The organism is Bradyrhizobium sp. (assembly GCF_035701725.1).
In the GTDB taxonomy this organism is placed as follows: domain Bacteria; phylum Pseudomonadota; class Alphaproteobacteria; order Rhizobiales; family Xanthobacteraceae; genus Bradyrhizobium.
Genome location: NZ_DASSRP010000170.1, coordinates 1 through 23,618 on the forward strand (window position 1 = coordinate 1; position 23,618 = coordinate 23,618).

Annotated in this window: 21 protein-coding genes; all 21 read left to right on the plus strand. The window is 62.1% G+C overall.

Features of this window, described 5'->3' with window-relative positions:
• Positions 1-907 (plus strand): proline--tRNA ligase (locus VFL62_RS10165; protein ID WP_325172243.1); only part of this gene is annotated, 907 nt, incomplete at its 5' end.
• Positions 908-979: 72 nt separating this feature from the next.
• A complete protein-coding gene (locus tag VFL62_RS10170; RefSeq protein ID WP_325172244.1) occupies positions 980-2,260 on the plus strand; it encodes a lipoprotein-releasing ABC transporter permease subunit in 1,281 nt (426 codons plus the stop codon).
• 7 nt (positions 2,261-2,267) lie between these two features.
• A complete protein-coding gene (locus tag VFL62_RS10175; RefSeq protein ID WP_325172245.1) occupies positions 2,268-2,966 on the plus strand; it encodes an ABC transporter ATP-binding protein in 699 nt (232 codons plus the stop codon).
• A gap of 122 nt (positions 2,967-3,088) precedes the next feature.
• On the plus strand, positions 3,089-3,292 hold the full coding sequence (locus tag VFL62_RS10180) for a hypothetical protein (RefSeq protein ID WP_325172246.1): 204 nt from the start codon (positions 3,089-3,091) through the stop codon (positions 3,290-3,292).
• Positions 3,293-3,595: 303 nt separating this feature from the next.
• A complete protein-coding gene (locus tag VFL62_RS10185; protein ID WP_325172247.1) occupies positions 3,596-4,321 on the plus strand; it encodes a porin family protein in 726 nt (241 codons plus the stop codon).
• Between the two features lie 502 nt (positions 4,322-4,823).
• On the plus strand, positions 4,824-8,300 hold the full coding sequence (gene dnaE, locus VFL62_RS10190; protein ID WP_325172248.1) for a DNA polymerase III subunit alpha: 3,477 nt from the start codon (positions 4,824-4,826) through the stop codon (positions 8,298-8,300).
• Between the two features lie 55 nt (positions 8,301-8,355).
• A complete protein-coding gene (locus tag VFL62_RS10195) occupies positions 8,356-9,087 on the plus strand; it encodes a carbonic anhydrase (protein ID WP_414644674.1) in 732 nt (243 codons plus the stop codon).
• Positions 9,088-9,283: 196 nt separating this feature from the next.
• Positions 9,284-10,282 (plus strand): 30S ribosomal protein S2, encoded by a 999-nt coding sequence (locus VFL62_RS10200; RefSeq protein WP_325172250.1) that lies wholly within the window; start codon positions 9,284-9,286, stop codon positions 10,280-10,282.
• 117 nt (positions 10,283-10,399) lie between these two features.
• Positions 10,400-11,329 carry a translation elongation factor Ts gene (tsf, locus tag VFL62_RS10205; RefSeq protein WP_325172251.1) on the plus strand — a complete coding sequence of 310 codons (930 nt, stop codon included), beginning with the start codon at positions 10,400-10,402 and terminating at the stop codon, positions 11,327-11,329.
• A 55-nt stretch (positions 11,330-11,384) separates the two neighbouring features.
• On the plus strand, positions 11,385-12,101 hold the full coding sequence (pyrH, locus tag VFL62_RS10210) for a UMP kinase (protein WP_325172252.1): 717 nt from the start codon (positions 11,385-11,387) through the stop codon (positions 12,099-12,101).
• 59 nt (positions 12,102-12,160) lie between these two features.
• Positions 12,161-12,724 (plus strand): ribosome recycling factor, encoded by a 564-nt coding sequence (gene frr, locus VFL62_RS10215; protein WP_325172253.1) that lies wholly within the window; start codon positions 12,161-12,163, stop codon positions 12,722-12,724.
• A gap of 65 nt (positions 12,725-12,789) precedes the next feature.
• Positions 12,790-13,548, plus strand: a complete 759-nt coding sequence (locus VFL62_RS10220) for an isoprenyl transferase (RefSeq protein ID WP_325172254.1) — start codon at positions 12,790-12,792, stop codon at positions 13,546-13,548.
• A complete protein-coding gene (locus tag VFL62_RS10225) occupies positions 13,545-14,390 on the plus strand; it encodes a phosphatidate cytidylyltransferase (protein WP_325172255.1) in 846 nt (281 codons plus the stop codon). Before VFL62_RS10220 ends, VFL62_RS10225 begins: the two co-directional genes overlap by 4 nt.
• Before the next feature lie 4 nt (positions 14,391-14,394).
• The gene (dxr, locus tag VFL62_RS10230; RefSeq protein ID WP_325172256.1) at positions 14,395-15,615 is read left to right on the plus strand and encodes a 1-deoxy-D-xylulose-5-phosphate reductoisomerase; all 1,221 of its coding nucleotides are present in this window, start codon (positions 14,395-14,397) and stop codon (positions 15,613-15,615) included.
• A 42-nt stretch (positions 15,616-15,657) separates the two neighbouring features.
• The gene (locus tag VFL62_RS10235) at positions 15,658-16,809 is read left to right on the plus strand and encodes an RIP metalloprotease (protein ID WP_325172257.1); all 1,152 of its coding nucleotides are present in this window, start codon (positions 15,658-15,660) and stop codon (positions 16,807-16,809) included.
• Positions 16,810-16,981: 172 nt separating this feature from the next.
• Complete coding sequence (gene bamA, locus VFL62_RS10240; RefSeq protein ID WP_325172258.1) at positions 16,982-19,546, plus strand: outer membrane protein assembly factor BamA; 2,565 nt, start codon at positions 16,982-16,984, stop codon at positions 19,544-19,546.
• Positions 19,547-19,772: 226 nt separating this feature from the next.
• Complete coding sequence (gene fabZ, locus VFL62_RS10245) at positions 19,773-20,231, plus strand: 3-hydroxyacyl-ACP dehydratase FabZ (RefSeq protein WP_325172259.1); 459 nt, start codon at positions 19,773-19,775, stop codon at positions 20,229-20,231.
• A gap of 101 nt (positions 20,232-20,332) precedes the next feature.
• Positions 20,333-20,632, plus strand: a complete 300-nt coding sequence (locus tag VFL62_RS10250; protein WP_325172260.1) for a hypothetical protein — start codon at positions 20,333-20,335, stop codon at positions 20,630-20,632.
• A gap of 113 nt (positions 20,633-20,745) precedes the next feature.
• The gene (lpxA, locus tag VFL62_RS10255; RefSeq protein ID WP_325172261.1) at positions 20,746-21,552 is read left to right on the plus strand and encodes an acyl-ACP--UDP-N-acetylglucosamine O-acyltransferase; all 807 of its coding nucleotides are present in this window, start codon (positions 20,746-20,748) and stop codon (positions 21,550-21,552) included.
• Between the two features lie 18 nt (positions 21,553-21,570).
• Positions 21,571-22,428 carry an LpxI family protein gene (locus tag VFL62_RS10260; RefSeq protein WP_325172262.1) on the plus strand — a complete coding sequence of 286 codons (858 nt, stop codon included), beginning with the start codon at positions 21,571-21,573 and terminating at the stop codon, positions 22,426-22,428.
• Positions 22,428-23,618, plus strand: coding sequence for a lipid-A-disaccharide synthase (gene lpxB, locus VFL62_RS10265; protein ID WP_325172263.1), 1,191 nt, complete (start codon positions 22,428-22,430; stop codon positions 23,616-23,618). Before VFL62_RS10260 ends, lpxB begins: the two co-directional genes overlap by 1 nt.

Here is a 23,618-nt window from a genome sequence, read left to right on the forward strand (position 1 = left end):
GAAATTCCGCGACGAGCAGCGGCCGCGTTTTGGCGTGATGCGCGGCCGCGAATTCCTGATGAAGGATGCTTACTCCTTCGATATCGACGAGGCCGGCGCGCGCCGCGCCTATAACCGGATGTTCGTGGCCTACCTTCGCACCTTCGCGCGCATGGGGCTAAAAGCGATCCCGATGCGCGCCGAGACCGGGCCGATTGGCGGCGATCTCAGTCACGAATTCATCGTGCTGGCGGAAACCGGCGAGTCCGGCGTCTATTGCGACCGCGACGTGCTCGATCTGCCGGTGCCGGACGAGAATGTCGACTACGACGGCGATCTCACGCCGATCATCAAGCAGTGGACATCGGTCTATGCGGCGACAGAGGACGTTCATGACGCGGCGCGTTTCGAACGCGAGGTCCCGGCGGAGAAGCGCGTTCACACCCGCGGCATCGAGGTCGGCCAGATCTTCTATTTCGGGACCAAATATTCCGAGCCGATGAAGGCCTTGGTGGCCGGTCCTGACGGCGCGGAAGTTGCCATTCACGGCGGTTCCTACGGCGTCGGCGTCTCGCGGCTGCTAGGGGCCATCATCGAGGCCTGCCATGACGACTCCGGCATCAAATGGCCGGAAGCCGTTGCGCCGTTCAAGGCTGCGATCCTGAACTTGAAGCAGGGCTCTGAGGACACCGACGGCGCCTGCGAACAGCTTTATCGCGAACTCACCGCCAAGGGCGTCGAGGTGCTTTACGACGACACCGATCAGCGCGCGGGCGCGAAGTTCGCCGCCGCCGATCTGATCGGCATTCCCTGGCAAATCCTGGTCGGCCCCAAGGGGCTTGCCGAAGGCAAGTTCGAACTCAAGCGCCGCAGCGACGGCACGCGCGAGAACTTGAGCGCGGCGGACGTCCTGGCGCGGCTCACTTAATTATCCACCGCGGGGCAGGCGGCAATCGTGGCCTCATGGCCACAATAAGCCCGAATCGTGTGAAAATCGGACATGGACCAAGCCATGAGCGAGCCCGTTCAAACTCCACCTTTCGCGCCCTTCGAGTGGCTGCTGTCTGGACGCTATCTGCGGGCGCGCCGCAAGGAAGGATTCATTTCCGTCATCGCGGGGTTTTCATTCCTGGGCATCATGCTTGGTGTCGCCACGCTGATCATCGTGATGGCCGTGATGAACGGCTTCCGCAAGGAACTGCTCGACAAGATCCTCGGGCTCAACGGTCATCTTTTGGTACAGCCGCTGGAATCGCCGCTGACGGACTGGAAGGACGTCGCTGACCGGATCAATCAGGTGCAGGGCATTCGTCTGGCCGCGCCGGTCGTCGACGGTCAGGCGCTGGCGTCCTCGCCGTTCAATGCGTCAGGCGTCTTCGTTCGCGGCATTCGCGCCGATGACCTCAATAATCTCACCTCGATCGCCTCGAACATCAAGCAAGGTTCGCTCGAAGGATTCGACGAAGGGCAGGGGGTTGCGATCGGCCGCAGGCTCGCCGACACGCTGTCGCTGCACGCCGGTGACAACGTCACGCTGGTGGCGCCGCGCGGTGCGGTGACCCCGATGGGCACGACGCCGCGCATCAAGCCCTACAAGATCGTGGCCGTGTTCGAGATCGGTATGTCGGAATACGATGCGAGCTTCGTGTTCATGCCGCTGCCCGAGGCCCAGGCCTACTTCAATCGTAACAACGACGTCTCGGCGATCGAGGTGTTCACGACCAACCCGGACCGCATCGATGCGTTCCGCAAGGCGGTGACGGAAGCGGCGGGCCGGCCGGTGTTTCTGGTCGACTGGCGGCAACGCAACTCGACGTTCTTCAATGCGCTTCAGGTGGAGCGCAACGTGATGTTCCTGATCTTGACCATGATCGTGCTGGTCGCGGCGCTGAACATCATTTCCGGTCTGATCATGCTGGTGAAGGACAAGGGCAGCGACATCGCCATCCTGCGCACGATGGGCGCCTCGCAAGGCGCGATCATGCGGATATTCCTGATCACGGGAGCCGCAATCGGTGTGGTCGGCACCGTCACTGGACTGTTTGTCGGGATATTGATCTGCGTGAACATCGAATCGATCCGGCAGTTTCTGTCCTGGCTCACCAATACGGATCTGTTTCCGCGCGAGCTTTACTTCCTCTCAAAACTGCCGGCCGAGATCGACTTCGGTGAAACCACCGCGGTCGTGATCATGGCGCTGACGCTGTCCTTCCTGGCCACGCTCTATCCGTCCTGGCGGGCTGCCCGCCTCGATCCCGTCGAAGCGCTACGCTACGAGTGAGGATCAGATGAGCGAGGGGACGGAGGAGGTACCGGTCGTTTATCTCCACGAGATCAAGCGGCAGTACATGCAGGGCGAGACGCCCCTCGTCATCCTCAATGGCGCCAAGCTTGCGCTGTGGGCGGGCCAATCGGTGGCGCTGGTGGCGCCGTCCGGTACTGGCAAATCGACCTTGCTGCATATTGCCGGCCTGCTCGAAAGCCCGGACGAGGGCGAGGTTTATGTCGGGGGCACGCCGACGTCTGGCCTCTCGGACGTCGACAGGACGCAGATCCGCCGCACCGAAATCGGATTCGTCTACCAGTCGCACCGCCTGTTGCCGGAGTTTTCGGCGCTGGAGAACGTGATGCTGCCGCAGATGATCCGCGGCTTGAAACGATCGGAAACCGTCAAGCGTGCGACCGAGATCCTCGCTTATTTGGGATTGGGTGACCGAATCAAGCATCGGCCGGCGGAACTGTCGGGCGGCGAACAGCAACGGGTAGCGATCGCGCGAGCGGTGGCCAATGCGCCGCGCGCGCTGCTCGCGGACGAGCCCACCGGCAATCTCGACCCGAACACGGCCGACCACGTGTTCCAGGCCCTGATGCAACTCGTGAAGGCCACACGGGTCGCGATGCTGATTGCCACGCACAATATGGAATTGGCTGGGCGCATGGACCGGCGGGTCTCGCTGGTCAATGGCGAAGTTGTCGAACTCGACTAAGTGCAGCCAATTCCGCTGGAATTTGTGCGGGTGCAAATTCTCGCCCGAATATAAACGCGGCACGAAGAAAATGTGATCGGCGCAGGCTGGAAAGAACCGTCCAAGCGCGGCATAACACCGGCATGAAGAAATCCGACCTGATGTGCCCGACCTGTCACGCCGGCTATCGTCGCATCGAGTTGACGACCCGTCCCGGCACCAAGGGCGAGTACCGTTGCATGTTCTGCGATGAGGTGCTCGAGACCTTTGACGGTTCCACCGACGTCGCGATTCGCCTCACGGTGCAGCCGGAGAAAACCTTCGAAGCGGACTCCCGGCCATCTTGATTCGCCCGATTTGAGCAAGTCGGGCCGCGCCGGCATTGCTCAGAGAGCGCGGTTCTTTTCCGAATATGTCGCCAGCATAAAATCGCCTCGGATCATCGCGTTCATGGAACCGATATACGATGGAACTTTTGTGTGCGCATGTTTCAAGAAACTCCTTATTCTGCAGGGGTTTCTTAAATTTTTTTAATGACGCGTTTCTCCATGAATGTTGCGCGGAGGTGACAGCTTTCTCAGGCGAACATGCTAGGAGTTTTCGCGGGGCACTGAGAAAATACAGAACAGATTCGAAAGCAGGATTCAGATATGAACAGACTCTCCCTTCTCGCAGCGACGGCAATCGCGGTAGTCGCGGCTGCACCGGCGTTCGCTGCAGACCTTCCGGCACGAGCTGCTGCTCCATATACGAAGGCGCCTGGGATCGTGCAGGCCGCTTACGACTGGAGCGGCTTCTACATCGGTATCAACGGCGGTTGGGGAACCAGCGACATCAACTGGAACTTGGATGGTTTCGGCGACGAAGGCTCCCACCATGCCTCGGGCGGAACGGTCGGTGGCCAGATCGGCTACCGCTGGCAGATGGCCTCCTGGGTTTTCGGTCTCGAAGCACAGGGCAACTGGGCTGACTTCAAGGGCAGCAACATCAGCTTGATCGATCTTGTCTCGACCAATGAAAGCAAGATCGATTCGTTCGGCCTGTTCACCGGCCAGATCGGCTACGCCTGGGATCGTGCGCTGGTCTACGTGAAGGGCGGCGCGGCCGTCACCGACAACAAGTTTACCTCGACCACGCCGGGCGTCGGGTTTGATACCACCAATGAGACCCGCTGGGGTGCTACCGTCGGCGTCGGCTTCGAATACGCCTTCGCCCCGAGCTGGTCGCTCGGCTTCGAGTATGATCACCTGTTCATGGGCAACAACGACGTCGTCTCCAATGCCGGCTTTATCGCCGACCACATCAAGGAAGACGTCGATATCTTCACCGCCCGCGTGAACTACAAGTTCGGCGGACCGGTCGTCGCTCGCTACTAAGTCTGAGCTCTCTCCCGAAACTCAAACCCCGGCCCGGTTTGCCGGGGTTTTTGTTTGCGCGGGGTCCGGGCAGCACGCGGCCAAATTAACCAACTCGCCGATTTCCGATCCGACCCAGCACCCCCCCGCTTGCCAGAGAACAAAAACGGAACTATGTTCTCTTTACGTTCTCAAACCGGAGGCAAGTCATGTTGCGGGTGTTTGTCGAGGAAGCAGCGGCGTTGGCATCGATTGGGCTGTTCGTGGGGATGATCGCGATCTGGGCGCAGTTGATTCCGCAATTGTGAGATTTCGGGCCCTTCAGGCCCTTGGCGAGCACTTTCGCCGGCACGCCTGAAGCTGGCGCCCCGTCAGGGAACGGCCCCTGGGGAAAAGCCTGATAGCGGCAGGCGAGGCGGCCAGAGCGCGTGGACTTGGGTTTTCGGAAGCCCCACCATGGGTTCGGCGAGTCGCTTGCTGCGGCTTCCTCTTCCCTCCATATGCGGTGAATTGCCGAAACGACATGTCAAAGCCCGTGGCGCCGTCCTCCAATCCCGGATTCGTCCATCTCCACGTCCATTCCGCCTATTCGCTGTTGAAGGGGTCAATCAAGATCGCAAAGCTCGGCGAATTGGCGAAAGCTGACCGCCAGCCGGCCTTGGCGTTGACCGACACCGACAACATGTTCGGCGCGCTGGAATTCTCCGACAAGATGGCCGGGTACGGCATCCAGCCAATCGTGGGCTGCGAACTCGCGGTCGATTTCGGCGATCAGGACCCGAATGCGCGCAACGCGTTGGCCACTGGGCCGTCACGGATCGTGCTGCTCGCGGCGCGCGAACGCGGTTACCGCAGCCTGATGCATCTCAATTCGCGGGCGTTCCTGGAAACGCCGGTCCACCAGACCCCGCATGTCAAATTCGATTGGCTTGCCTATCATGCCGACGATCTGATCGTGCTCACAGGCGGTCCGGACGGTCCGATCTCGCTGGCGCTTTCCGCCGATCAGGCGACGCTGGCGGCTTCGCGCTGCGAGCGCCTGGCAAACATTTTCGGTGACCGGCTCTATGTCGAGCTGCAACGCCACGGCATTGACAAGGAGCGGCGGATCGAGACCGGGCTGATCGATCTTGCCTACGCCAAGGGGCTGCCGCTGGTTGCGACCAACGAGCCTTATTTTGCCACCTCGGATGACTTCGAAGCCCACGACGCCTTGCTCTGCATCGCCGGCGGCCGGCTGATTGCCGAAACCGAGCGCGAGCAGTTGACGCCGGATCATCGTTTCAAGACCCGAGCCGAGATGGCGGTGTTGTTCGCCGATATTCCGGAGGCGTTGAGCTCGACGGTCGAGATCGCCGAGCGCTGCGCGTTTCGTCCGAAGACGCGCAAGCCGATCCTGCCGCGTTTCACGGTCGGCGCCGGCACCAACGCGGAGGACGCCGCCAAGGAGGAGGCGGCCGAATTGCGCCGCCAGGCCGAGGAGGGCCTCAGGCGCCGGCTTACGGTCCACGGACTGTCGCAGGGCAGTTCGGAAGAGGACTATCATGCCCGGCTTGCCTTCGAACTCGACGTCATCACCCGCATGAACTATGCGGGATACTTCCTCATCGTTTCCGACTTCATCAAATGGGCCAAGGCGCACGGCATTCCCGTGGGGCCGGGCCGCGGTTCGGGCGCCGGCTCGCTGGTCGCCTATGCCCTCACCATCACCGACCTCGATCCGATCCGCTTCGGTCTGCTGTTCGAGCGCTTCCTCAATCCGGAACGCGTATCGATGCCCGACTTCGACATCGACTTCTGCCAGGACCGCCGTGGCGAGGTGATCAATTACGTCCAGCAGCGTTACGGCCGCGATCAGGTTGCCCAGATCATCACCTTCGGAACGCTGCAGGCGCGCGGCGTGCTGCGTGACGTGGGCCGCGTCCTGCAAATGCCCTACGGCCAGGTCGACAAGCTCACCAAGCTGGTGCCGCAAAATCCTGCCGCACCGGTCACTCTGGCTGCCGCGATCGAAGGCGAGCCGAAGCTTCAGGCATTCCGCGATGAAGATCCGGTGGTGGCGCGCGCGTTCGATATCGCGCAGCGGCTGGAGGGGTTGACCCGACACGCGTCGACACATGCCGCCGGCATCGTGATCGGGGATCGTCCGCTCAGCGAAATCGTGCCGCTCTACCGCGATCCGAAGTCCGACATGCCGGTGACCCAGTTCAACATGAAATGGGTCGAGCCCGCAGGACTCGTCAAATTCGACTTTCTGGGCCTCAAGACGCTCACCGTGCTCGATGTCGCGGTCAAGCTGCTCAAGCAGCGCGGGGTAGAGGTCGATCTGGCAACGCTGCCGCTCGATGACGCCGCCAGTTACCAGATGCTGGCGCGGGGCGACGTGGTCGGCGTGTTTCAGGTGGAAAGTCAGGGCATGCGGCGGGCGCTGGTCGACATGCGGCCCGACCGCTTCGAAGACATCATCGCACTGGTGGCGCTGTATCGGCCCGGTCCGATGGCGAACATTCCAACCTATTGCGCGCGCAAGCACGGCGACGAGGAGCCGGAATATCTGCATCCGTTGCTCGAGCCGATCCTTAAAGAGACCTTCGGCGTCATCATCTACCAGGAACAGGTGATGCAGATCGCGCAGGTGATGGCCGGCTATTCGCTTGGCGACGCCGATCTGCTGCGCCGTGCGATGGGCAAGAAGATCCGCGCCGAGATGGAAAAGCAGCGTGCGATCTTCGTTGCCGGCGCCGTCAAGAACAACGTTCCGAAGGGCCAGGCGGAGACCATCTTCGAACTGCTGGCGAAATTCGCCGACTACGGCTTCAACAAGAGCCACGCCGCGGCCTACGCGCTGGTGTCCTATCACACCGCCTACATGAAGGCGCATTATCCGGTCGAATTTCTCGCCGCGTCGATGACGCTGGAATTGAACAACACCGACAAACTGTCGGAATTTCGTGCCGAGGCGCAGCGGCTCGGCATCAAGGTCGAGGCGCCCAACATCAACCGTTCCGGTGCGGTTTTCGAAGTCGGCGATAATACGATCTATTATGCGCTCGCGGCGCTGAAGGGCGTCGGTCAGCAGGCGGTTGAATTGATCATCGATACCCGCCGCAGCGGACAGTTCACCTCGCTTGCCGATTTTGCCTCGCGCGTCAATCCGCGCGCCATCAACAAGCGCATCATCGAGAGTCTTGCCGCCGCCGGCGCCTTCGATTCGCTCGAGCCGAACCGGGCGCGGGTGTTCGGTGGCGCGGATGCGATCCTGGCCGCCTGCCAGCGCAGCCATGAAGCGGCGACCTCAGGGCAGAACGACATGTTCGGCGGCGCGGCGGATGCGCCGACCATCATCTTGCCGCGGTTCGAGCCATGGCTGCCGGCCGAACGGCTGCGGCGGGAATATGATGCGATCGGCTTCTTCCTGTCGGGCCATCCGCTCGATGACTATACGACCGTTCTGAAGCGGCTGCGTGTGCAGTCCTGGGCCGAGTTCTCGCGCGCCGTCAAAACCGGCGCGACCGCCGGCAAGGTTGCGGCGACGGTGGTCTCGCGCATGGAACGACGCACCAAGACCGGCAACAAGATGGGCATCATCGGCCTGTCGGACCCGACCGGGCATTTCGAGGCGGTGCTGTTCTCGGAAGGCCTTGCGCAGTACCGCGAGATTCTGGAGCCGGGCGCGGCAGTGTTGCTGCAGCTCGGCGCCGAGTTGCAGGGTGAGGATGTGCGCGCGCGTGTGCTGCACGCCGAAGCTCTCGACGATGCCGCCGCCAAGACGCAGAAAGGGTTGCGCATCTTCCTACGCGATACCAAGCCACTGGAGTCGATTGCACGACGGCTGTCGCCGCCGGCTGGCCAGGCGGGCAGCGGCGATGTCGCGCTGGTGCTGCGGCTCGATATGCAGACGGAGGTTGAGTTCAAGCTGGAGGGACGCTTTCAGGTGTCGCCGCAGATCGCCGGTGCTATAAAGGCGGTCGCGGGTGTCGAGATGGTGGAGACGCTTTGAATTAAACTGAATCATTTCGGCGTCCGGGAGGGAAGGCAAACAACGGAGCGTATCGATGTGCGGGATGTGCCGGAAAGATTTCCACCAAGCTTCCAGGCCGACGCGACGAAGTATGCTGCTCGGTGCTGCTGCAGCGGGCCTGGTCTGGGCGAGCATTGCCGAAGGCAAGGAAAACAAGCCGCCGCCAAAGCCTGAAAACGTGCTGTCGCCGGATGGATCGTTGAAGCGTCTCATGGACGGAAATCAGCGCTATGTCGGGGGCATCGCGCGCCGGCACGATTTCAAGCATGAACGCGAAGCACTGGTCGGCGGCCAGAATCCCTATGCCGCGATCCTGAGCTGCGCGGATTCGCGCATCGCCCCTGAATACGCCTTCGACAGCGGACGGGGCGATCTCTTCGTCTGCCGCGTCGCCGGCAATTTCGCCACCGAGGAAACCGTGGCGAGCCTCGAATATGCCGTTGCCGTGCTCGGCACGCCGTTGATTCTGGTGCTCGGTCACGACGCCTGCGGCGCCGTGGATGCCACCATCAAATCGCTGAAGGATGACAAGCCGCTGCCGGGCCACATGCCCTCACTGGTCTCGGGACTTGCGCCTTCAGTTAAGGCGGTCGCCGGGCAGGCGGGGAAAGCGCTCGACAACGCGATCCGTCAGAACGTGGTCGACAACGTCGGCAAGCTGAAAGCCGCTACCCCCATCCTCAGCGCCGCGGCCGAGCAGAACAAGCTTAGGGTGGTCGGCGGGATTTACCGTCTGAAGGACGGCAAGGTCGATATGGTGGCGTGAGCGGGCGAAAAAGGGCCTGTTTCGGGCCAAAATGCCCGCGAAACCGGCCTTATTTCCTTGCTTCTCGCGAAAATCCGGCTATATACCGCGCCATCTCACACGGAAACATGGCTCACAAGGCCGTCCGGTGGCAACCGGGCCATTAGGTCCCGTTTGCTCACACGTTTCCGGAGGAACCAACCGGAGAACTCAGACCATGGCACTACCCGATTTTTCTATGCGTCAGCTGCTTGAGGCTGGCGTCCACTTCGGCCACCAGTCGCACCGCTGGAATCCGAAAATGTCCGACTACATCTTCGGTGCGCGCAACAACATCCACATCATCGATCTCGCCCAGACCGTGCCGATGCTGCATCGCGCGCTGCAGGCGGTGAGCGATACCGTCGCCAAGGGCGGCCGTATCCTGTTTGTCGGCACGAAGCGGCAGGCTCAGGACGGTGTTGCCGAGGCTGCCAAGCGCTCGGCGCAGTACTTCGTCAATTCGCGCTGGCTCGGCGGCACGCTGACCAACTGGAAGACGATTTCGGCCTCGATCAAGCGGCTGCGGCATCTCGACGACGTGCTGTCCTCGGGCGAAGCCAATTCCTACACGAAGAAAGAGCGGCTGACGCTGCAGCGCGAGCGCGACAAGCTCGACCGCTCGCTCGGCGGCATCAAGGACATGGGCGGCCTGCCGGACATGATCTTCGTGATCGACACCAACAAGGAAGACATCGCGATCCAGGAAGCGCAGCGCTTGAACATTCCGGTGGCTGCGATCGTCGACACCAACTCCGATCCGAAGGGTATTACCTACGTCGTGCCCGGCAATGACGACGCCGGTCGTGCGATCTCGCTCTATTGCGATCTGGTCGCGCGTGCTGCGATCGATGGCATTTCCCGCGCGCAGGGCGAATCCGGAATCGACATCGGCGCTTCGGCTCATCCGGCCCGCGAGGAAGTCGCGGCCGCGCCGCAGGCAGCCGGCTTCCAGGGCCTGGCGGGCCCGCGCGGTGCGCCGGACAACCTCAAGAAGCTCACCGGCGTCTCCGGCACCATCGAGAAGAAGCTCAACGACCTCGGCATCTTCCACTACTGGCAGCTCGCCGAGCTCGATCACGACACCGCCCACAAGATCGGCGAAGAAGTCGGTCTGCCGGCGCGCGCCGACGCCTGGGTTGCCCAGGCCAAGGCCCTGACCGCGGAAGCGGAATGATTGGCTGCCGGCCGGGATATCCGGCCGGCGACCCCCATTTGAAGACATTGCTGGCGGGGTGAGCTGCGGGCCGCAAGGGAACGCCGTGGGCTCCATGACAGGCAGAGGACTGCAACAATGACGACAATCACGGCAGCGATGGTCAAGGACCTGCGCGAATCCACCGGCGCGGGCATGATGGATTGCAAGGCGGCACTGACCGAGAACGGCGGCAACATGGAAGCCGCGGTCGACTGGCTGCGCAAGAAGGGCCTGTCGAAGGCTGCGAAGAAGGCAGGCCGCGTCGCTGCGGAGGGTCTGGTTGCCGCCTTGACCAAGGGCCCCAAGGGCGTCGTTGTCGAGATCAACTCCGAGACCGATTTCGTCGCACGCAACGAACACTTCCAGGGCCTGGTGAAGATGATCGCGCAGGTCGCGCTCGACGTCGGAGCAGATCTCGACAAGATCAAGGCTGCCAAGGTTGGCGGCGTGACGGTCGAGCAGGCGATTGCCGATGCGATCGCCACCATCGGCGAAAACATGACGCTGCGCCGTGCCGCTGCGCTCGAAGTCGGCCAGGGCGTGGTGTCGAACTACGTACACAACGCGGTGATTGAAGGTGCCGGCAAGATGGGCGTGATCGTCGCGCTGGACTCGTCCGGCAAGGCCGATGAGCTCGCGGCGCTCGGCAAGCAGCTCGCGATGCATGTCGCAGCCAGCAACCCCCTCGCGATCGATCCCGCCGGTCTCGATCCGGCCACCGTCAAGCGCGAAAAGGACGTGCTTGCCGACAAATATCGCCAGCAGGGCAAGCCGGAGAACGTGATCGAGAAGATCGTCGAGTCAGGCCTGAAGACCTACTACAAGGAAGTCTGCCTGCTGGAGCAGGCCTTCATCCACGACAGCGGCAAATCCGTTGCGCAGGCGATCAAGGAAGCTGAGGGTAAGGTCGGCGGACCGATCAAGATCGCCGGATTTTTGCGCTATGCTCTCGGCGAGGGAATCGAGAAGCAGGAAAGCGATTTCGCCGCCGAAGTCGCGGCTGCAAGCGGCCAGAAGAAGCCTTGAGACGCCGTTACTGTCGTCGTCTAGGCCTTTCCGGTCCAACGAAAGCGGATAGCAAATGACGGGGCCGGTCTATCGTCGCGTGGTCATCAAGCTGTCCGGCGAGTATTTCGCCGGTCCGAACGTTTCGGGCTTCGATCAAGCGACAATCGACCGGGTTGCCGGCGACCTGATTGCCGCGAAGGAATTGGGAGTAGAGATCGCCGTCGTTATCGGCGGCGGCAACCTGGTTCGCGGCGTCGACGTCTCGGCACGCGGCATGTCCCGGCCGACCGGCGACACCATGGGCATGCTGGCGACAGTCATGAACTGTCTGGCGCTTGAGGCCGCGATCGAGCGCAAGGGAACGCCGGCTCGGACCCTGACGGCCCACGTGATGCCGCAGATTTCCGAGCTTTTCACCCGAAGTGCGGCGCACAAATATCTGGCCGAGGGACGGATCGTGCTGCTCGGCGGCGGAACCGGCAATCCCTTCTTCACCACCGATACCACCGCGGTGCTGCGGGCGGCCGAAATCGGGGCCCAAGCGGTGCTCAAAGCCACCAATGTCGACGGCGTCTACAGCGCCGATCCGAAAAAAGACCCCTCCGCCAAGCGATTTGATCGCCTGACCCATTCCGAAGCCATCGGAGGCGGCTACAAGGTGATGGACGCGACCGCATTTGCGCTTGCCCGCGAGACATCGCTGCCTATCATCGTGTTTTCGATCGCCGAGCCGGGCTCGATCGGCGCCATTCTGAGCGGCACCGGTCGCGGCACGATCGTTGCCGGCTAGCGCTTCATGGGCGCCAAACTGCGGCGCCGCGCCGGCCGAATTCAGGAGGAAATAGCGTCATGTCCACGGGTAATTTCGACATCAACGAATTGAAGCGCCGCATGCAGGGCGCGACGCAATCCCTCAAGCACGAACTCGGCGGTCTACGGACCGGTCGGGCTGCAGCCTCGATGTTGGAGCCGGTCCAGGTCGACGCCTACGGCTCGCATATGCCGCTCAATCAGCTCGCGACCATCAGCGTTCCGGAACCGCGGATGCTGTCGGTGCAGGTGTGGGACAAGTCGATGGTCAAAGCGGTCGAGAAGGCCATCATCGATTCCAACCTCGGCTTGAGTCCTGCCACGGAAGGGCAGGTGCTTCGCTTGCGGATTCCCGAACTCAATCAGGACCGCCGCAAGGAGCTGGTCAAGGTCGCGCATAAATACGCCGAGACCGCCCGCGTCGCCGTCCGCCATGTCCGGCGCGACGGTCTCGACATGCTCAAGAAGCTCGAAAAGAACCACGAGATTTCCGAAGACGATCAGGAACGCCTTGCCAACGACGTGCAGAAGGCGACCGACGGTACCATTTCGGAAATCGACCAGCTGCTGGCGGCGAAGGAAAAGGAAATCCTAACCGTTTAGTCTTTTGTTGGGGCACGATCCCCCGCACCAATGGTTTAGAGATCGTGCCCTAAAGGGATTGATTGATGTCGAATGCCGCAGCGCCTGCGACTGAAAGACCGGATCGAGCGGGCGCGCCCTTGCATGTGGCGATCATCATGGACGGGAACGGACGTTGGGCCGCGGCCCGCGGCCTTCCACGCGCCGAAGGTCACCGCCGCGGGGTAGAGACGCTGCGCAATGTGGTCCGGGCGGCCGGCGAACTGGGTATTCGCTATCTGACGATCTTTTCCTTCAGCTCCGAAAACTGGTCGAGGCCGGCATCCGAAATCGGCGATCTGTTCGGCCTGCTGAGGCGCTTCATTCGCAACGACTTAGCCATTCTTCATCGCGACGGCGTCCGCGTTCGCGTGATCGGTGAGCGCGAGGGGCTGGAGCCGGACATCTGTGCGCTTCTCAAGGAAGCTGAAGATCTGACGCGCGGCAATGATCGTCTGCATCTGGTCGTTGCCTTCAACTACGGCTCGCGGCAGGAAATCGCGCGCGCGGCGCAACGCCTGGCGGTGGAAGTCGCCGAAGGCAAGCGCGACCCGTCCTCGATCGATGCCGACGCGCTCGGTCGCTACCTCGACGCGCCGGAAATCCCCGATCCCGATCTGATTATCCGCACCAGCGGCGAACAGCGGCTGTCGAACTTCCTGATGTGGCAGGCGGCCTATAGCGAACTGGTCTTCGTGCCGGTTCACTGGCCCGATTTCGACAAGGCGGCGCTCGAGGGCGCTATTGCGGAATACGCCAGGCGCGAGCGGCGGTTCGGCGGGTTGGCAGTGAAAACCGGATCGTGAGCGAAGGCCGCGCATCGATCGGGACGAGCGGGCAGGAGGGGCACAATCTTCTGCTGCGGATCGTTGCCTCGCTGGTGATGGCCCCGCTGGCCATCGCCACGGCTTATGCCGGCGGATGGTTTTGGACCGGGCTCGTGACACTCGCCGCGATCGGGCTTTATGCCGAGTGGCTCACCGTCATCGCCGCGCGCACACTGCTGCTGCTGTTGCTAGGTACGCTCGTTCTCGTCGGCGCCGGATGGGTCGAAGCCACGCACTTCGATATCGCCAGTCTCGCCGCCGTGGTCCTGCTGGGCGTGGCTGTGGCCGCGATCTTTTCCACCGAGCGGCGCGGCTGGGCAGTGCTTGGAATGGGCTACGCGCTCGCGGCTTCGGTTGCCTCCAGCATGGTGCGGCGTGATCCGGCTTCCGGTTTCGCGGCGCTGATGCTTGTGTTGCTTGTGGTCTGGGCGACCGATATCGGCGGGTACTTTGCGGGACGCCTGATCGGCGGCGCGAAACTGTGGCCCCAGGTCAGCCCGAAAAAGACCTGGGCGGGCGCGGTCGGGGGATTTGCCGCGAGCCTGGTGGTAGCGGCCGCATTTGCTGCGCTCGGTATCGGAAAAGCTGTCCCGCTGCTGCTACTCGCGGCGGCGCTGTCGGTTGCCGCGCAACTCGGCGATCTCTTTGAATCCGCGGTCAAACGCCGGTTTGGCGTCAAGGATTCCAGCCACGTCATTCCCGGACATGGCGGCTTGATGGACCGCCTGGACGGCTTTGTGGCGGCAATCGTCCTGGCCGCACTTTTCGGCTTCCTGCGCGGCGGCGCCGATGGCGTCGGCCACGCTCTTATGGTTTGGTGAGCTTATGAGCGCTGTTCCCTTGCGTAACAACAAAACGGCCCCCACCGTTCGTTCGGTCACCGTACTGGGTGCGACCGGGTCGATCGGTGACAGCACGATGGACCTGTTGCGGGCCGCGAAGGACCGCTATCGCGTCGAGGCGTTGACCGCCCACACCAATGTCGAGGGACTTGCCAAACTCGCAAGAGAGTTCGGTGCGCGCTACGTCGCCGTCGCTGATCCTGCGCGGCTGAACGAGTTGAAGGAAGCGCTCGCCGGCACGGGCACCGAATGCGGCGCCGGCGAAAGCGCCGTGGTCGAAGCGGCGGCGCGTCCGGCGGATTGGGTAATGGCCGCCGTGAGCGGCGCTGCGGGCTTGAAGCCCGCGCTCGCGGCGGTCGATCGCGGCGCGACAGTTGCGCTCGCCAACAAGGAATGTCTGGTTTGTGCCGGCGATTTCTTCATGGAGCGCGCGAGCAAAGCCGGCGCCTGCATCTTGCCGGCCGATTCCGAACACAACGCGCTGTTTCAGGCCTTGAGTTCGGGCAATCGCGAAGAACTCGTGCGCGTCATCATCACGGCTTCCGGCGGTCCGTTCCGGACCTGGGCCGCGGCTGAAATCGAGCAGGCGACGCTGGCTCAGGCACTCAAGCATCCGAATTGGAGCATGGGCCAGAAGATCACGATCGACTCGGCCTCGATGATGAACAAGGGCCTCGAGGTGATCGAGGCCGCCTGTCTGTTTGGACTGACGGCCGACGAGATCGATGTGCTGGTCCATCCGCAATCGATCATCCATGGGATGGTGGAATTCTCCGACCGTTCGGTGGTTGCGCAACTCGGCGCTCCCGATATGCGCACGCCGATTGCGCATTGCCTGGGATGGCCCGACCGTATCGTTGGGCCGGCAGCCAAACTCGATCTCGCCAAGATCGGGCAACTGACCTTTGAGGCCCCCGATTTCTCGCGGTTCCCGGGTCTGAAACTGGCCTATGAGGCGCTGCGGACCGGCCGTGGCGCCACCACCGTCTACAACGCGGCGAACGAAGTCGCGGTCGCCGCGTTCATTGCGGGAAAGATCCGCTTTGGCGCCATTGCACGCCTGGTCGAGGCGACGCTGGAGGCTTGGATTCGCAGCGGGAATCTGGCCCCGCTGACCTCGGCGGACGATGCAATAAGTGTTGACCATAACGCGCGAAATAAGGCGGTCACCCTATTGCCTCAAATTGCCTTAAAGGCATCCTAGAGGATGGGGTGGAGCCTTTTGGCTCCAGGTGAGGGGAATCGCATGTCGGAGTTTTTTCAGCATAGTTTCAATGTGTTAGGTCATGGCCTGATCGGATACATTGTTCCCTTCCTGTTTGTGCTGACGATTGTCGTTTTCTTCCATGAACTCGGTCATTTCCTGATCGCCCGCTGGGCGGGCGTGAAGGTGTTAACGTTTTCGCTCGGATTTGGCCCCGAATTGGCCGGCTTTAACGACCGCCACGGCACGCGCTGGCGGATTTCGGCCGTGCCACTTGGCGGCTACGTCAAGTTCTTCGGCGACGACAGCGAGGCCTCGACCCCGGACCTGGAAAAGCTCGGAAACATGAGCGCGGAGGAGCAGGCGGGCAGCTTTCATCACAAGAAGGTCGGTCCGCGGGCGGCAATCGTTGCCGCCGGTCCGATCGCGAACTTCCTGCTCGCGATTCTGATCTTTGCCGGCATGTCGCTTTATTTCGGCAAGCCAAGTTCGATTCCGCGCGTGGATCTGATTCAGCCGGACAGTGTCGCCGCATCTGCGGGATTTAAAGTCGGCGACGTCGTGACCGCGATCGACGGGACCGCGATCGAAAGCTTCGCCGATATGCAGCGAATCGTTTCGACCAATGCCGGTTCGAAGCTGACATTTCTGGTGAAGCGCGACGGCGCAGCAGTGACGCTGTCCGCGACACCGGCGCTCAAGGAAGTGAAAGATATCTTCGGCAACAGCCACAAGATCGGTGTGCTTGGCATTCAATACAACGCGCAGCCGAGCGATCCGAAAACGACGCCGGTGGGTTACGTGGAATCGCTCAAGATCGGCGTCGAGCAGGTCTGGTTTATCATCGACGGCACCTTCAAATTCGTCGGCTCGCTGTTTGTCGGGGCTGGCAGTACCGGCGATCTCGGCGGCCCGCTGCGCATTGCGCAGCTCTCGGGCCAGGCCGCAAGCCTCGGCTTCCAGTTCCTTTTGCAGCTATGCGCGGCGCTTTCAGTGTCGATTGGCCTCCTGAATCTATTCCCGGTGCCGCTGCTCGATGGCGGTCATCTTTTGTTCTATTCGGTGGAGGCCGTGCGGGGCCGTCCATTGTCGCCAAGAGCCCAGGAAATGGGTGCGCGGATTGGGCTCGGGTTGGTGCTGATGTTGATGGTGTTCGTGACCTACAACGACATCCTGCACCTCGCCGCATCGTGAAGCGGCTTTTTTATGACGTGGCCGATAGGCAACGTCTTGGAATGAAAATGAAATCGCGCGGTCACATAAGGTTTGCCGGCTTGGCAAAATTAGCTACAAGCGGGTCGGCAAAAGGTGATTTGTCGGTTCGTGGGGTATGGACCGGCAACAGGATTGTAAGGGCGCTCGGCGCATGAAGGTTGGAATGGGGGTACGGGGAGGCTTGCTGGCCGCCCTGGTCATGTTGACGCCGGTTGCCGCCACCCTGGCGGTTGGGCTCGTGTCCTCGCCGGCTTTGGCGCAGAGCGTGGATTCGATCCAGGTCGAGGGGAATCGTCGTGTCGAGGCCTCCACCATCCGTTCCTATTTCAAGCCCGGTCCGGGCGGGAAGCTGGATCAGGGACGTATCGACGACGGCCTGAAGGGCCTGATCGAGACCGGCTTGTTCCAGGATGTCAGAATCAATCAGGCGGGCGGCCGCGTCATCGTGACGGTCGTCGAAAACCCGGTCATCGGCCGCGTGGTTTTCGAAGGCAACAAGAAGGTCAAGGACGAGCAGCTCTCGTCGGAAGTCCAATCCAAGCCGCGTGGAACGTTCTCGCGTCCGATGGTCCAGGCCGATGCGCAGCGAATCGCGGACATTTATCGCCACGCGGGTCGCTACGACGTTTCCGTCGTTCCCGAGATCATTGAACAGCCCAACAACCGCGTCGACCTGATTTTCACGGTCAACGAAGGCAAGAAGACCGGAATCAACTCGATCGAATTCATCGGCAATACGACCTACTCATCGTATCGTCTGAAGGACGTTATCAAAACGCGCGAATCGAATCTTCTGAGCTTCCTCGGCGGCAGCGACGTCTATGATCCGGACCGTATCGAAGCCGACCGCGATCTGATTCGACGCTACTACCTCAAGCACGGTTTCGCCGACGTGCAGGTGGTGGCCGCGCTGACGGAGTATGATCCGGACAAGAAAGGTTTCTTGGTCACCTTCAAGATCGAAGAAGGCCAGCAATATCGCGTCGGGTCCGTTACCTATCAGTCCAGCATTGCGGGGCTCGACGGTAATGCGCTCGCCCGATTCTCGCGCGTGAGCGTCGGCTCGCTCTATAATGCCGAGGCACTGGAGAAGTCGGTCGAGGAAATGCAGATCGAAGCCTCGCGGCGCGGATTTGCGTTCGCTGTCGTCAAGCCTCGCGGAGATCGCAATTTCGAATCGCACACGGTCTCGATCGTCTTCGGCATCGACGAAGGCCCGCGCACCTACATCGAGCGGATCAACGTGCGCGGCAATACGCGGACGCGCGACTACGTCATTCGCCGCGAATTCGACATCGCCGAAGGCGACGCCTACAACCGCGCCCTCGTCGACCGCGCGGAACGGCGCCTGAAGAATCTCGACTTCTTCAAGTCGGTCAAGATCACCAACGAGCCGGGCTCGTCGAGCGACCGCGTGATTCTCAACGTTGATCTGGAAGAAAAATCGACCGGCGACTTCTCGGTCTCGGGCGGCTATTCGACCACTGACGGTCCGCTCGCCGAAGTCAGCGTTTCCGAACGCAACCTGCTTGGCCGCGGCCTGATGGGCAAGGTGGCCGTGACCTATGGTCAGTATGCGCGCGGCGTTTCGTTCTCCTTCGTCGAGCCTTACTTGCTCGATTATCGCGTGGCGCTCGGTCTTGACGCCTACTACCGACAGCAGCTGTCCAGTCCCTATATCGCTTATTCGACAACGACGATCGGCTTCAGCCCGAGGGTCGGCCTGCAACTGCGTGAAGATCTGAGCTTGCAGCTGCGATATTCGATCTATCAGCAGCAAATCTCGCTGCCGAGCTACTTGGATAACTGTAACAACCTGACCAATAACGGGCTGCCTTTCAATCCGTCGCCGGCGTTCGCCAATACGGCGGCCGGTCAGCTCGCGATTCAAAATATTCTCGGCGGCGTAGATCCCACCGGAACCGGCCTGTTCTGTTACGGCGACGGCGAAGCTTCGCTGCCGGTGCGCAAGGAGCTTGCACAGGGTGCAACCCTGACCTCGGCGGTCGGCTATTCGCTCACTTACAACACGCTCGACAACAACAGGAATCCGACCGACGGTCTCGTGATCGACTGGCGGCAGGATTTTGCCGGCGTGGGCGGCGACGTGACCTATCTGAAGTCGGCTGCCGACATGAAGTACTACACGCCCCTGGTGGCCGACATCGTTGGCATCGTTCACTTGCAGGGCGGCTTGATGACCCAGATCGGCAACAACCAGATCCGGATGCTCGATCAGTTCCAGATGGGTCCGAACCTGGTGCGCGGTTTCGCGCCGAACGGCATCGGTCCGCGCGATCTCAATCCGTTCGGTACGCAGGACGCCCTCGGTGGCACCCAGTACTGGGGCGCTTCGCTCGAGTTCCAGATGCCGTTCTGGTTCCTGCCAAAGGAAATTGGCATGAAGGGTGCGGTCTACGCGGATGCCGGCTGGCTCGGCGATTACAAGGGACCGACAGATTGGGCGTTGACGGGTGAAGTCAACACCCCCGGCTGTATCCGTCCGGTCAATAACGGCCCGAACTTTCCAGCCTCTGCCGGCACCTGTTTGGGATTGCAGTATGATCCGCAGAACGTCGTACGCTCGTCCGTTGGTGTGGGCTTGATCTGGCAGTCGCCGTTCGGACCGCTGCGCTTCGACTATGCGATCCCGCTGACCAAGGGGCCGCACGATATCGTGCAGCAGTTCAAGTTCGGCGGCGGTACGAGCTTCTAATCGCGGCGCTGGCCCGGGATCGGATCGGGCCGGCGGCGGCAGCCACGCGAACCACAATGCGGCGGGCCGGCCTCACAGCGACTTACGTGAGGATTGCCAAGCTTCGCCAACCAACGCAAAGTCCGGCGGAGGCCTGACGGGCGAGGGTGCTGGCCCTCGGCCGGAGCAATGGTCGTCATCCGATAGCGTTGCCGATGTGAAGCGCTCGATGGGAGGGGATAGGAAAATGGCTGAGGCGCCGGTCAGGTTCGCGCTCGTGGATATCAACGATATCCTGAAGACGCTCCCGCACCGCTACCCCATGCTGCTGATCGATCGGGTGATCGATATCAGGACCGACTACAGCGGAATCGGCATCAAGAACGTAACCTACAGCGAGCCGCCATTTCTCGGACATTTTCCCGAGCGGCCGATCTATCCCGGCGTCATGATGATCGAGGCCATGGCGCAGACCGCAGGTGTCATTGGTATCAAGTCGGTGGAGGGCACCGAGAAGCCGCGCGCGGTCTACTTTCTGACCATCGACAAATGCAAGTTTCGAAAACCGGTGCTGCCTGGCGACACGATCGAATATCACATGCGCAGCATCGGCCGGCGCAAGGCGATGTGGTGGTTTCACGGCGATGCCAAGGTCAACGGTACGGTCGTTGCCGAGGCTGACGTCGGGGCCATGCTGACGGATTGAGGGCCGTTCCGAGAGCGCATTGGCCTTGGCACTCGGCAAGGCCCCAATCGACAAGTCCCAACCTTGTGTGTTCTAGTTGAACATCGGGCGCGGAGGGGCGGATGCGAAACCTGACGATCTTGGCGGCCGCGGCAGCATTGCTCGTTGCCTTCTGCGATCGCGCCGGCGCAGGCAAAACGTGCATCGCTTCGGTGACCGAGGCTCTGCCGAAAGTCACCGGACTCGTGGTCAAGAGGTCGCGGACCCGGCCGGTCTCGCCGGCAATTCTCGCCACGTGGAGGGGCCAGTCGAAACCGGTCATGATCGACGTCGAGGTCGAGACCGAAGGTGAGGCGCAAACCTTTTCCTATATGTGCGTAATCACGCAGGGCTCCGCCTTCGTCCAGCGCACCATGAACTGACCGGAAAGCGTCATCCGGTCCCGCCGGCGCTCTCTGGACAGTCCCGGCCTCTCGCGCTAACCACTGAAAAATCGAACATTTACGCAAATCTTGGAAGAGAGACGGGCTCATCGATGACCACGATCGACCCAACCGCGCGGGTTGAAGACGGCGCCATGATCGGCGAGGGCGCCACGATTGGCCCGTATTGCGTGGTCGGCCGCGACGTCACGATCGGTGCGAATTGCAGGCTGATCGGCCACGTTCACGTGATGGGCCACACCAGCATCGGCGCCGGCTGCACCGTCTATCCATTCGCTTCCCTCGGAGGCGCACCGCAATCACTGGCTTATCGCGGCGAACCGACGAAGCTTGCGATCGGCGAGAACTGTACGATCCGCGAGTCCGTGACGATGAGCACCGGCACGGTCGGCGGCGGCGGGATCACGCGCGTCGGCGACCGCGGCTACTTCATGAATTGCAGCCATGTCGGGCACGACTGTCAGGTCGGCAATGACGTCATCTTTGCCACCTCCGCGACCCTCGGTGGACATTGCGAGATCGGCGACTTCGTTTTCATCGGCGGTTTGTCGGCCGTGCATCAGTTCACGCGCGTGGGCCCTCAAGCGATGATTGGTGGCGTCTGCGGCGTCCGTGGCGACGTGATTCCCTATGGTCTTGTGAACGGCCAGTATGCGCGTCTCGAAGGCTTGAACATTGTCGGCATGAAGCGTCGCAAATTCACCCGCGAGCGGCTCGCCGTCGTCAGGTCGTTCTATCAACGGCTGTTCGAATCCCCGGGCGTTTTTTCCGAACGTCTGGAAGCTGCGCGATCGCTCGCGGCGACTGATCCGGCCGTCGCTGAAATTCTCACCTTCGTCGACACCGGTACGCATCGCCCGCTGTGCCTCCCGTTGGGCCGCGCCGGTGAAAATGGATGACGGAGTAGTCGCAAAGCCATGACAGCCGCGGCTCTCGAAATTTCATCGCCGGTTGGCGTGATTGCGGGGGGCGGTGCGATGCCGTTTGCCGTCGCCGAATCATTAAAGGCGCGCGGTCTCGAGCCCATTCTGTTCGCGCTCAAAGGCGTTTGCGACCCTGCGGCTGCGCAGCGCTTTCGCCATCATTGGATCATGGTGGGGCAGTACGGACGGGCGAAGAAGCTGTTCCGTCAGGAAAACTGCAAGAATCTCGTCTTTATCGGAACTTTGGTGCGGCCCTCGCTTTCGGAAATTCGGCTCGATTGGTCGACGCTGCGCATCATGGGCCGGGTATGGTCGGCCTATCGCGGCGGTGACGATCATTTGTTGTCCGGCGTCGGTCGCATCTTCGAGCAGGACGGCTTCCGCCTTTTGGGTTTGAAGGAAGCCGCGCCGGACTTGCTCATGCCGGAGGGATGCGTCACGCGAAAGATGCCGGATCAGAATGCCACGTCTGACATCGCAAGGGGACGCGCGGTGTTGCAGGCGCTTGGTCCCTATGATGTCGGACAGGCTGCAGTGGTGATCGACGGTCATATTGTGGGAGTCGAAGGTATCGAGGGCACGGACGAGTTGTTGATGCGCATTGCAGATTTGCGGGCCCGTGGCCGGATCCGCGCGCCGGTCGGCCATGGGGTGCTGGTGAAGGCGCCAAAGAGCGGCCAGGACCTGCGTTTCGATCTGCCGACAGTGGGATCGCGAACGGCCAAAGGGGCCATTGCCGCTGGACTCGCCGGCATTGCGGTCATCGCGGGCAGCACCCTCGTCGCCGATCCGCAAGGCTTGATCGAGACTGCCGACGCCTCAGGCCTCTTTGTCACCGGTTTGCCATCCTGATGCCGCCGCCGGCAAATGGCCGCCTTGCGCGCAAGATTTTTCTGATCGCAACAGAAGAATCCGGCGACCGGCTGGGAGCGCAGCTGATGAAGGTGCTGCGCCAGCGGCTTGGCGATGGCGTCAGGTTCGAAGGCGTCGGCGGCCGGACGATGGCGCGCGAGGGCTTGAAATCGCTGTTTCCGATCGAGGAATTGTCGATCATCGGCTTCTCGGCCGTGGTCAAACAGCTTCCCAAGCTGCTGCGTTTGATCCGTCAAACGACCGCGGCGGTGTTGCAGGCATCTCCCGATATTCTGATCATCATCGATAGTCCCGACTTCACCCATCGGGTGGCGCGCCGCGTGCGGCGGCGCGATCCGACGATCCCGATCGTGGACTACGTTTCACCGTCGGTCTGGGCCTGGCGTCCGAGCCGGGCACGGACCATGCGGGCCTATGTCGATCACGTCCTGGCGCTGCTTCCGTTTGAGCCGGAGGCTTACCGCCGCTTGCATGGGCCACCCTGCACGTATGTCGGTCATCCCTTGATCGAGCAGCTCTCCTCGCTCCGGCCGAACGCCGAGGAACAGGCGCGGCGCGACACAAGACCCCCAGTGCTGCTGGTCCTGCCTGGCAGCCGGCGCGGCGAGATCAGGCACCATATGGCCATTTTTGGCGAGGCGCTGGACCGGTTGCAGGCCCAGGGCACGGCATTCGAGTTGATCCTGCCGACCATGCCGCATCTACTTGAGCTCGTGCGCGAAGGCGTCAAGTCCTGGAAGCTCACGCCGCAAATCGTGGTCGGCGAGCCGGAAAAGCGCGCCGCATTCCGGATTGCCAACGCCGCCTTGGCGAAATCGGGGACGGTCACGTTGGAACTCGCGCTGTCGCGTGTGCCGATGGTCGCCGCCTACAAGGCGGGCGCCGTCGAAGCCTGGATCGTTCTGCGTTTCGTCACCGTGCAGTCGGTGATCCTCGCAAATCTCGTCGTCGGAGAAAACGTCGTCCCGGAGTTCGTGCAGGACGACTGCACGGCGGACAGGCTCGCAAGCGCGCTTGCCGAGTTGTTGTCGGACTCAGCGATGCGCAAGCGTCAGGTCACCGCCTTCGCCGGAATCGACGACGTCATGTCGACCGGCAATCAATCGCCCAGCGTCCGGGCGGCCGACATCGTGCTGGGGCTACTGCGCAAGGGACGGCGAGCGGGATAG

Bases quoted from the DNA above. Each gene is read 5' to 3' on its own strand.
- dxr (WP_325172256.1), top strand. From the start codon at position 14,395: ATGAGCGCTGTTCCCTTGCGTAACAACAAAACGGCCCCCACCGTTCGT.
- lpxB (WP_325172263.1), top strand. From the start codon at position 22,428: ATGCCGCCGCCGGCAAATGGCCGCCTTGCGCGCAAGATTTTTCTGATC.
- frr (WP_325172253.1), top strand. From the start codon at position 12,161: ATGTCCACGGGTAATTTCGACATCAACGAATTGAAGCGCCGCATGCAG.
- VFL62_RS10195 (WP_414644674.1), top strand. From the start codon at position 8,356: ATGTGCGGGATGTGCCGGAAAGATTTCCACCAAGCTTCCAGGCCGACG.
- VFL62_RS10200 (WP_325172250.1), top strand. From the start codon at position 9,284: ATGGCACTACCCGATTTTTCTATGCGTCAGCTGCTTGAGGCTGGCGTC.
- VFL62_RS10235 (WP_325172257.1), top strand. From the start codon at position 15,658: ATGTCGGAGTTTTTTCAGCATAGTTTCAATGTGTTAGGTCATGGCCTG.
- VFL62_RS10250 (WP_325172260.1), top strand. From the start codon at position 20,333: ATGCGAAACCTGACGATCTTGGCGGCCGCGGCAGCATTGCTCGTTGCC.
- tsf (WP_325172251.1), top strand. From the start codon at position 10,400: ATGACGACAATCACGGCAGCGATGGTCAAGGACCTGCGCGAATCCACC.
- VFL62_RS10220 (WP_325172254.1), top strand. From the start codon at position 12,790: ATGTCGAATGCCGCAGCGCCTGCGACTGAAAGACCGGATCGAGCGGGC.
- lpxA (WP_325172261.1), top strand. From the start codon at position 20,746: ATGACCACGATCGACCCAACCGCGCGGGTTGAAGACGGCGCCATGATC.
- pyrH (WP_325172252.1), top strand. From the start codon at position 11,385: ATGACGGGGCCGGTCTATCGTCGCGTGGTCATCAAGCTGTCCGGCGAG.
- VFL62_RS10185 (WP_325172247.1), top strand. From the start codon at position 3,596: ATGAACAGACTCTCCCTTCTCGCAGCGACGGCAATCGCGGTAGTCGCG.
- VFL62_RS10170 (WP_325172244.1), top strand. From the start codon at position 980: ATGGACCAAGCCATGAGCGAGCCCGTTCAAACTCCACCTTTCGCGCCC.
- dnaE (WP_325172248.1), top strand. From the start codon at position 4,824: ATGTCAAAGCCCGTGGCGCCGTCCTCCAATCCCGGATTCGTCCATCTC.
- bamA (WP_325172258.1), top strand. From the start codon at position 16,982: ATGAAGGTTGGAATGGGGGTACGGGGAGGCTTGCTGGCCGCCCTGGTC.
- VFL62_RS10180 (WP_325172246.1), top strand. From the start codon at position 3,089: ATGAAGAAATCCGACCTGATGTGCCCGACCTGTCACGCCGGCTATCGT.
- fabZ (WP_325172259.1), top strand. From the start codon at position 19,773: ATGGCTGAGGCGCCGGTCAGGTTCGCGCTCGTGGATATCAACGATATC.
- VFL62_RS10175 (WP_325172245.1), top strand. From the start codon at position 2,268: ATGAGCGAGGGGACGGAGGAGGTACCGGTCGTTTATCTCCACGAGATC.
- VFL62_RS10260 (WP_325172262.1), top strand. From the start codon at position 21,571: ATGACAGCCGCGGCTCTCGAAATTTCATCGCCGGTTGGCGTGATTGCG.